The sequence below is a fragment of the Rhizomicrobium sp. genome (genome assembly GCF_056722145.1).
In genome coordinates this window covers 1-8,441 of the sequence record NZ_JBWZET010000215.1, presented here as the reverse complement: position 1 = coordinate 8,441, position 8,441 = coordinate 1, and the positions used below count along the sequence as shown (strand labels likewise).

The window sequence follows — 8,441 nt, the reverse complement described above, 5'->3', positions numbered from 1 at the left end:
CGCCTGCACCTGCGGCGCCAGATGATCGAAGCTCATCGACGAGCGCGGCATGAAGCGTTCGATCACGCCGAGATAGCTCAGGACTTCGACGTTCGGCGTCGTCGCCGTGTCGAAGCCGAGCTTCGGCAGATCGGTCAAGCGCGTTTGCCCCGGCACGACGTCGGTGTAGGCCGACTGCACCTGCTCGTAGGTCGCGAAGGAATTCTGCGAGACCTTGGTTTCATGCGGCAGCAGTCCCAGGCCGCCGCAACCCACCAACGAAAGCATGAAGGTCGCGCTGATAAAGGTCTTCAGACCGCGGCTCGAGCCGCCAGAAACCCCGTTGTCCATTTACCCCACCAAGCCCAAGAGACATTAGGTTTTTGTTTAGAATTGACGGTAACGAATTTTGGCGGGATTGGGAAGCGAGATGGCGGAAGTTAGGCGAAATTCCGCACGAGTATGGTTAAGGCGAAAGCCGCTTTATGAAAGCCTCATGACAATAAACGGTCCTTCCTGAAACCATTCGAATTTGCGAATACCCGTACCGCGATGGTTACCGCTACCGTGGCAGCACCCGATCCGGCCGGCGCACTCCCCGACGCGATCGGAATCTCGCTCCCGAATCCGGCACGTAGCGCGATTACCAATCGCATGGGGCACAAACCATCATCGGTTGCGCCGCACTCTTCGGCGCCGCAGTATCGAGCCGATTGCACGCCTTCCTCGCCGCCAACCCGATGCCGCCGCACCCCCTCACACCTTTTGCCGCAGCGGTACCGGATCGCCAGTTGACAGCCGGGCGACGATGCCGGCCTGTGCGCGCCATGCTGATCGCCCGCCTTTTTCTCCGCCTGATTCCCGTCGTTTTTGCCGCCACGGCCGCGATGGCGGAGCCGCAAGTGCTGGCGACACTGAAGCCGGTCCATTCCCTCGTCGCCGGCGTGATGGAAGGGGTCGGCACACCCGACCTGCTGATCGGCGGCGCGCTGTCGGAGCATTCCTATGCCCTGAAGCCGTCCGATGCCCGCAAGCTGCGCGCCGCGGCACTGATCTTTGAGATCGGCCCCGACATGGAGACCTATCTTTCCGGTGCGCTGGCGTCGGCGAGCGGGCGCGTGGTGGTTCTGGAACAGGCGCCCGGCGTGGTGCGGCTGGCGGCGCGACGCGGCGGCCTCTGGGGCGACGACGGTGACCGCGACCACGGCCCCACCGATCCGCATGTCTGGCTCGATCCCAATAACGCCATCGCCTTTACCAAGGCCATCGCCGAGGCCCTCAGCAAAGCCGATCCCGCCCACGCGGCGCGCTACCGCGCCAACGCCGCCCGCCGCATCGCCCGCCTGCAAGCCCTCGACCGCGATATCGCCGCGACGCTCGCGCCGGTGCGCAGCCAGCCCTATCTCGTCTTCCACGACGCCTATCACTATTTCGAGGCGCGCTATGGCCTGAGGCCGGCCGGAGCGGTGACCGTCGCTCCCGACCGGCCGGTCGGTGCCCGCCGCATCGCCGAGCTTCGCCAGGCCGTCACCTCGGGGCGCGCCGTCTGCCTGTTCCGCGAGCCGCAATTTCCGCCCAAGCTGATCGACACCCTCGACGCCGACACCAAGGCCCGCGTCGGCGTGCTCGATCCTTTGGGCGCGGACCTCGAGCCGGGGCCGGAGCTGTATGACCGGCTGCTGCGCAATCTGGCGCAGTCGCTCGCCGGCTGCCTGACGAAAAAGAGTTAGCCTCGTTCCAAAGTCGAGGCTATGGTCGGCGCGCCTCGTCGCCCCTTGGGGACAGGTCCCATCCAATCGCCCGTTCCGGACTGCGTCCGATGATGAAGACCTACCTGCCGCTGAACGGCGGCCTCAGAATTGTTCCGGATGCGGACGGCATTCCCGGCGACGCGCTGTGGGTTGACCTGTTCGATCCCAGTCCCGAGGAGCGCCAGGCGGTCAACAACTCGCTGGGCGTCGACCTGCCGACCCGCGCCGACATGGAAGAGATCGAGGTGTCGTCGCGGCTCTATGCCGAAAACGCAGCGCTCTACATGACCGGCCTGGTGCTGGCCAATTCCGGCACCGAAAGCCCGGTCGCGGGCGTCGTCACCTTCGCGCTGATCCGCAACACCCTGATCACCATCCGCTACACCGAGCCGCAGCCGTTCCGCACCTTCGAGGCGCGCTGCCGTCGCGGCACCGTTCCCGCCACCAAGGCCGAGAACGTGCTGCTCGACCTGCTCGACGTCATCATCGACCGGCTCGCCGACATCCAGGAGCGCGCCTCCACCGAGATCGAGCACATCAGCCGCGACATCTTCGATAGCGACAATCCCAAGGAGCCGATCTCGAGCCGCAAATTCCAGGACGTGCTGAAAGCGCTCGGCCGCAAGCACGATCTCGCCGGCAAGATCCGCGAAAGCCTTCTCACCCTCGCCCGCATGCTCGCCTTCCTGCAGCAGGCGATGGACAACGCCGACAACAAGGATGTCCTGCCCCACGTCAAGACACTGACGCGCGACGTCAACTCGCTGCAGGACCATTTGAACTATCTCACCAGCCGGCTGTCGTACCTGCTCGACGCCACCCTCGGCCTGATCAACATCGACCAGAACAACATCATCAAGATCATGTCGGTGGCGGCGATGGTGTTCCTGCCGCCCACCCTGTTCGCCTCGATCTGGGGCATGAATTTCCATCACATGCCCGAACTCGACCAGCCCTGGGCCTATCCCTTCGCCTGGCTGGTGATGGTGGTATCGGCCATCGTTCCCTACATCTGGTTCAAGCGCAAAGGCTGGCTTTGAGACACAACGCGCTGGCGATTGCGCTGAAGCTCGGTCAGTCGCTCGCCTTCTCCTGCATGTATGCCGCCATCAAGCTCGCCGGACCGGTACCGATTGGCGAGGTGGTGTTCTTCCGCGGCTTCTTCGCGCTATTGCCGCTGCTGGTGTGGACCTTCTTCACCGTTGGGCCGATCGCGGCGATTCGGACCGAACGGCCGCTGGTGCATGTGGTGCGCGGCGCCGTCGGGGTCGCTGCCATGTTCACCAACTTCACCGCCCTGGCGCTCTTGCCGCTCGTCACCGTGACGGCATTCGGCTTCATGCAGCCGATCTTCGCAGTGGTGCTGGCGGCGATCATGCTGAAGGAACACGCCGGACCGTGGCGCTGGGCGGCGGTGATGATCGGCTTTGCCGGCGTGCTCATCATGATGGAGCCGCACGGCGGTCTTGCGGCGCTGCTGGCGCTGAAGCTCACCAAGGGCGTTTTCTACGCCCTTGCCTTCACGCTGCTGTCGGCCTTCATCGTGGTGTGGATACGCCAGATGTCGGCCACCGAACGCTCCGAGGCCATCGTCTTCTATTTCATGAGCGCCTGCGCGCTCGCCGGCCTCGTCGCCATGGCGTTCGATCATGTCGCGCTGTCGTGGACGCAGATCGCGCTGCTCACCTCGTGCGGCATCTTCGGCGGCATGGGCCAGGTGCTGATGACCTATTCCTACCGCTACGGCGAGCCGTCGCTGCTGGCGCCGTTCGACTACACCGCGATGGTGTGGGCGATGCTGCTCGGCTGGTTCGTGCTCGGCGAACATCCCGAAGCCATGGTGCTGACCGGGGCCGGCGTGGTGATCGCATCGGGCCTGTTGATCGCCTGGCGCGAATACCATCACCGCGTCGAAATGCCGACCGAACCGCTGACCTAGGCGGTCCGCAGCGCTTTGCGGGCGTAGATCAGCAACAGCACGAAGCACGGCAGCGCCATCAGGACTGCGACGCGCGCGCTCGCCGCCGCGATCAGGAAGTTCATCGCCAGCGGGATGATGAGGCCCGACAGGCCCGACGCGGTCACCAGTACGCCGGCGCCGACATTGGCGGACGAGCGCAGATCCTTGATCGTCGCCGCGAACACGGTCGGATAGCCGATGCCCATGCAGATGTTGGTCGCCATCAGGCAATAGAAGCCCGCCACGCCGCCGAACGCCAGCGCCCCGAGGGTGAAGGTGAGGCAGGCGACGACGCTGCAAAGATACAGCCGGGCCGGCTTGATCACGCCCGTCAGCGCAGTGCCGAGGAAGCGGCCGACGCCGAACACGATCAGCGCCGCGAACACCATGTTTTCGGCGAAGTCGTAGGTGAAGCCGGGGTACTGCTCGGTGACGTACTGGTAGTTGGCGCCCTGCAGCGTCGACTGAATGGCGATGCACGCAAAGATCGCCACCGCGCCGAACATAACCTTCGCATCGGCCAGCACGGCGCGCAGTTCGACGCCGGCTTCCTTTAAGCCGCCGGAGCGAATGCCGGAGCGCGCCGGAAACTCCACCCGTTCGAGCAGGAAAGCGAGGAACAGCACCGCCAAGCCGACGACGATGTAGGGCCGCGCCGCGGTCTCGGCCAGCACGTTGAAGGAAAGGTGCAGATCGGAGGGATAGAGCCAACGGCCCATGATGTAGCCGATGACGACGCCGACCGGGAAAAACGACTGCACGAAATTGAGCCGCCGTACCGCCGTTTCCGGCCGGCCCATCTCCACCGCCAGCGCATTGAGGCTGGTCTCCAGCGCCGACCAGCCGGCGCCGAGCAGCACCACCGCGACGAAGAAAAACGCGGCGCCATGCTGGGCGATGGCCGGATAGATCAGGAACGGCCCGACCGAAACCAGCCCAAGCGCGAAGATCATGCCGATCTTGTAGCCGTATTTGCGATGGAACAGCGCCGACGGCACCGCGAACACGATGTAGCCGCAGGAATAAAGCGCCTGGATATAGCGGGCGTGCGACGCATCAATCCCGAAAAACTGCGCCAGCTTGGGAAACAGCAGGATGTTGTTCCAGAAGCCGACGCCGCACATCACGAACAACCCGGCAATCGCCAGGTGCGGCAGCAGTGAACGGTATGTACTGCGGCCGATGATCGGAGTGCTTTCCATGCCGGGGCGCCCGCGCCAAATCCCAGGGCGCAGTATCGCAAGCCGCGATTAACCAAGCATGAAATCGCCTTGCGGTAGAATTCCAGCCAGCGCATCGAGTTCGCCGACCAAGCCGTCGCCGAAATAGAAGCGCAGCTCATCGCGGGCGCCCTGGTACAGCGTCGGGCCGTTGCCGCTGCAGACCAGCGTTCCGTCCGCCGCCTCGCCCGACGGCACCAGTGCGCCAAGTTCGAACGTCACCGGAAACAGCGTCGAAACCAGCGGCTTGTAGTGATGGTAATCGAGGCCGGTTTGCAGGCACCAGGCATGAATGCGGCAGCCGCGCGAAGGACTGGCGAAAACGCATTTGCCGGCGCGCGTCTGGGTGCGCCCGTAGCGGCCGGAGGGAAATTCGCCGTCAACCCAGCGCTCGGGCGTGAACCAGTCGCACTGCGGGACGCCGACGAAGGCTTCGAAGGCGGCGCCAAGGCTTATCACCCGCGCGATGTTGTCAGCATCGATGTCGACGCCGTAGGAGCAGCATTGATCGGCGCAGAAGCCGCAATCCATGCAGGCGGCGAAATAGCGAAGCGTGAAAATGCGCTCGTCGACACGATCGATCCGCGGCGCGCCCCCGGCGCAAGCATAGGCGCGGGAAAGCGCGATCATCGCACCGCGGCCTTGACGACGCCCTCCACCAGATCGGCGTAGGACAGCCCCGCCTCGGTCGCCGCCGCCACCAGCCCCGCATCGGGCGCAATGCCGGGATTGGGATTAACCTCGAGGATCAGCGGCCGGCCGTCGCTATCGATGCGGAAATCGACCCGCGCCGAGCCGCGGCAGGCGAACAGGCTCCAGCATTCCTCGCAGCAGAAGCGCAGTTCGCGCGCCAGATCGGGTTCGCGGTATTCGACGCCGAAGCGGCGCACCGTTTTCACGGATTCGAACGAGTCCTCGTCCCATTTGGCGCTGTAGCCGACGATGCGCGGGCGCTCGACCGGCCAGCCGACGAACATCATCTCGGCCATCGGCAGAACATGCGGCTCGCCATGACGTTCGACCAGCGCGATGTTGAATTCGCGCCCCTCGATGTATTCCTCGGCGAACCAGCGGCCACCGAATTTCTCCGCACACGTCGCGGCACGGGCTTCCACCTCGGGCGCTTCGACCACGGCACCATCATCGAGCCCGACCGAGGCATCCTCGTCGGCGCATTTGACGATCCAGCGCCCGGCCCCGAGCCAATCCCAATCGGGCGGCTCCGACCACGTCGGCGTCGGCAATCCCGCCTCGCGCAGCATCGCCTTGGTGCGCGGCTTGTCGCTGGTGAGGATCAGCGAGCGGGCGCCGGCGCCGGTGAAGGGCACGCCGATTTCGTTCAGCATCTGCGGCGCCAGATACGCCAGCCGCCCTTCGCCGTCGATGCCTTCCACCAGGTTGAACACCACGTCGGGGCGATGCGGCGTAATGGTTTTGCGCAAACGCTCACGGTCGTTGACGAACGGCGCCAACGCGGCGCTGTGGCCGCGCGTCGACAGCGCCTCGGCAATGGCGCGGGCGGCGATCAGCGTATCCTGGTCTTCCGGCGGAGCGTCGGCGGAGACATCGGAATGGAGAACGAGAATTTTCATGGCACGAGCTGCGGATTGCGTTTGAAGAACGAGGCCATGATGCGTCCGATCAAATCCTGATAGGTGAGGCCGACAAGATCGGCGATGAGACAGAGATCGGAGTGCTCGGGGCGCAGGCCGGCAAGCGGATTGACCTCGATGAACTGGGGCTGGCCGGCCGCATCGCAGCGCACATCGATGCGTCCGCCGTCGCGGCACCGAAGCGCCCGCCACGCCGCCAGCGCCACCTTGCCCGAGGCGGCCGCGAATTCCGGCGGGGCGCGGTCGATGCGCAGCTTGTCTTCCCACTGCTCCTGCTTGTTCTCGTAGCCGTACCCGGCGCCGACATAGCCCGCCAGCGGCACGATCTCGCTGACGCCCAAGACTTGCGCGTCGGCGCCGGTGCCGGTGATGCCGACGGTGAACTCGCGCCCCGGCAGGAACGTCTCCGCCAGCACCGGCTGATGGAAGCGGTCGAGCAGATCGGCGGCGGTGATTTTCAGCGACGCGCGGTCGGTGACGCGCGAATTCCGGTCGATGCCCTTGCCGGAGCCTTCCGCCACCGGCTTCAGGAACAGCGGAAACGGCAGATCGACGGCGTCGGCATCGGCCAGCGTCTCGATCACGGCAAAATCGGGCGTCGGCACGCCGGCATCGCGCACGATGCGCTTGCACCACGCCTTGTCGAGGCTGACCGCCAACGTCAGCGCGTCGGAGAAGACATACGGGATGTCGTAAGCTTCCAGCAGCGCCGGCACCTGCGCCTCGCGGCCGACGCCTTTGACGCCTTCGCAGAAATTGAACACGCCATCCCAGCACTCGCCGGCGACGAGCCGCTCGGCCAGCGCCTTCACGGTGCCGATGCGCACCGGCGTGAGCCCCATCGCGGCAAGCGCGTCGCAGATGGCCGTGATAGTAACGTCGCTGTCGAACTCGGCCGCGTGCTCCTCGCTCCAGCCTTGGGCGAGATAGTCGGATTTCAAATCATACGTGACGCCGATACGCATAAAGCACCTTTACCTCCCCCTCGTGGGGAGGTCGAAGCGCGCAGCGCTTCGGGCGGGGGGCCGAACTCGCCCTCCGCACCACCCCCCACCCGGATCGCCTTCGGCTCTCCGACCTCCCCACAAGAGGGAGGTAATGGGTTATTCTTCTTTCCGCCCCAGCGTGCCGCCGGGATCGGGGTAGCTGTAGACTTTGCCTTCGAAGTTCCGCAGCAACAGGCGGTCGCCGTCGCGGCCGGCGATGTTGTCGGGAGCGATCTGAATCTTGCCGCCGCCGCCCGGTGCATCGATGGCGAAGATCGGCGTCGCATAGCCGGTGGTGTGGCCGCGCAGCGCCCGGATGATCTCCAGCCCCTTCGACACATCGCCGCGGAAATGCGCCGAGCCACGGATCGGGTCGCAGGCATAAAGATAATAGGGCTTCACGCGGCAGGTTAAGAGGCCCTGCATCAGGGGCACCATCACGGCGGGATCGTCGTTGATGTCTTTCAAAAGTACCGTCTGCGAGCCGAGCGGAATGCCGGCGTCGGCGAGACGGCCGGTCGCTTCGCGCACTTCGGCGGTCAGCTCCTTGGGATGGGTGACGTGCAGCGAGACGAACAGCGGATGATGCTTCTTCAGCATCTTGGCGAAGTCCTTGGTGATCCGCTGCGGCAGCACGATCGGCATCTTGGTGCCGATGCGCAGGAATTCGATGTGCTTGAGGGCCCTGAGGCGGGTGAGCAGCCAGTCAAGCTTGTCGTCGCCGATGGTGAAGGGGTCGCCGCCCGACAGCAGCACGTCGCGCACCTCGGTATGGACTTCGAGATAGGCAAGCGCCTCCTCCCACTGCTTCATCGAGAACTGGTACTCGCCGCCGGGATTGCCGACGACGCGGGCCCGCGTGCAGTAGCGGCAATAGGTCGAGCAGGTGCCGGTGGTGAGGAAGAGCACCCGGTCGGGATAGCGGTGGACGA

At 65.2% G+C, this 8,441-nt stretch carries 8 protein-coding genes and 1 pseudogene; 3 read left to right on the top strand and 6 right to left on the bottom strand.

Translation table 11 applies throughout. The annotated features are described in order from the left end of the window. Positions 1 to 330 (bottom strand): annotated as a pseudogene (locus AC1P6P_RS11855) (hypothetical protein); the annotation flags it as partial. A gap of 476 nt (positions 331 to 806) precedes the next feature. Here AC1P6P_RS11855 and AC1P6P_RS11850 point away from each other — a divergent pair. From AC1P6P_RS11850 to AC1P6P_RS11840, 3 genes are all read left to right on the top strand, one after another. Beyond that, entirely contained in the window at positions 807 to 1,709 is a 903-nt protein-coding gene (locus AC1P6P_RS11850) for a zinc ABC transporter substrate-binding protein (protein ID WP_481402649.1), read from the top strand. An 89-nt stretch (positions 1,710 to 1,798) separates the two neighbouring features. Continuing rightward, the gene (locus AC1P6P_RS11845) at positions 1,799 to 2,770 is read left to right on the top strand and encodes a magnesium transporter CorA family protein (RefSeq protein ID WP_481402648.1); all 972 of its coding nucleotides are present in this window, start codon (positions 1,799 to 1,801) and stop codon (positions 2,768 to 2,770) included. Continuing rightward, positions 2,767 to 3,669 carry a DMT family transporter gene (locus tag AC1P6P_RS11840; protein ID WP_481402647.1) on the top strand — a complete coding sequence of 301 codons (903 nt, stop codon included), beginning with the start codon at positions 2,767 to 2,769 and terminating at the stop codon, positions 3,667 to 3,669. Before AC1P6P_RS11845 ends, AC1P6P_RS11840 begins: the two co-directional genes overlap by 4 nt. Here the strand turns inward: AC1P6P_RS11840 and AC1P6P_RS11835 are convergent. From AC1P6P_RS11835 to AC1P6P_RS11815, 5 genes are all read right to left on the bottom strand, one after another. Continuing rightward, positions 3,666 to 4,892: an MFS transporter gene (locus AC1P6P_RS11835; RefSeq protein ID WP_481402646.1), complete on the bottom strand. Its 1,227-nt coding sequence runs from the start codon at positions 4,890 to 4,892 to the stop codon at positions 3,666 to 3,668. The genes AC1P6P_RS11840 and AC1P6P_RS11835 overlap by 4 nt on opposite strands. A gap of 48 nt (positions 4,893 to 4,940) precedes the next feature. Continuing rightward, the gene (locus AC1P6P_RS11830) at positions 4,941 to 5,540 is read right to left on the bottom strand and encodes a hypothetical protein (protein ID WP_481402645.1); all 600 of its coding nucleotides are present in this window, start codon (positions 5,538 to 5,540) and stop codon (positions 4,941 to 4,943) included. Beyond that, complete coding sequence (locus AC1P6P_RS11825) at positions 5,537 to 6,502, bottom strand: D-alanine--D-alanine ligase family protein (protein WP_481402644.1); 966 nt, start codon at positions 6,500 to 6,502, stop codon at positions 5,537 to 5,539. Before AC1P6P_RS11825 ends, AC1P6P_RS11830 begins: the two co-directional genes overlap by 4 nt. Continuing rightward, on the bottom strand, positions 6,499 to 7,488 hold the full coding sequence (locus tag AC1P6P_RS11820) for a D-alanine--D-alanine ligase family protein (protein ID WP_481402643.1): 990 nt from the start codon (positions 7,486 to 7,488) through the stop codon (positions 6,499 to 6,501). The genes AC1P6P_RS11825 and AC1P6P_RS11820 overlap by 4 nt, the downstream gene beginning before the upstream one ends. A 138-nt stretch (positions 7,489 to 7,626) precedes the next feature. Then, a partial coding sequence (locus AC1P6P_RS11815) for a KamA family radical SAM protein (RefSeq protein WP_481402642.1) occupies positions 7,627 to 8,441 on the bottom strand: 815 nt, incomplete at its 5' end.

Bases quoted from the DNA above. Each gene is read 5' to 3' on its own strand.
- AC1P6P_RS11830 (WP_481402645.1), bottom strand. From the start codon at position 5,540: ATGATCGCGCTTTCCCGCGCCTATGCTTGCGCCGGGGGCGCGCCGCGG.
- AC1P6P_RS11850 (WP_481402649.1), top strand. From the start codon at position 807: ATGCTGATCGCCCGCCTTTTTCTCCGCCTGATTCCCGTCGTTTTTGCC.
- AC1P6P_RS11845 (WP_481402648.1), top strand. From the start codon at position 1,799: ATGATGAAGACCTACCTGCCGCTGAACGGCGGCCTCAGAATTGTTCCG.
- AC1P6P_RS11820 (WP_481402643.1), bottom strand. From the start codon at position 7,488: ATGCGTATCGGCGTCACGTATGATTTGAAATCCGACTATCTCGCCCAA.
- AC1P6P_RS11835 (WP_481402646.1), bottom strand. From the start codon at position 4,892: ATGGAAAGCACTCCGATCATCGGCCGCAGTACATACCGTTCACTGCTG.
- AC1P6P_RS11825 (WP_481402644.1), bottom strand. From the start codon at position 6,502: ATGAAAATTCTCGTTCTCCATTCCGATGTCTCCGCCGACGCTCCGCCG.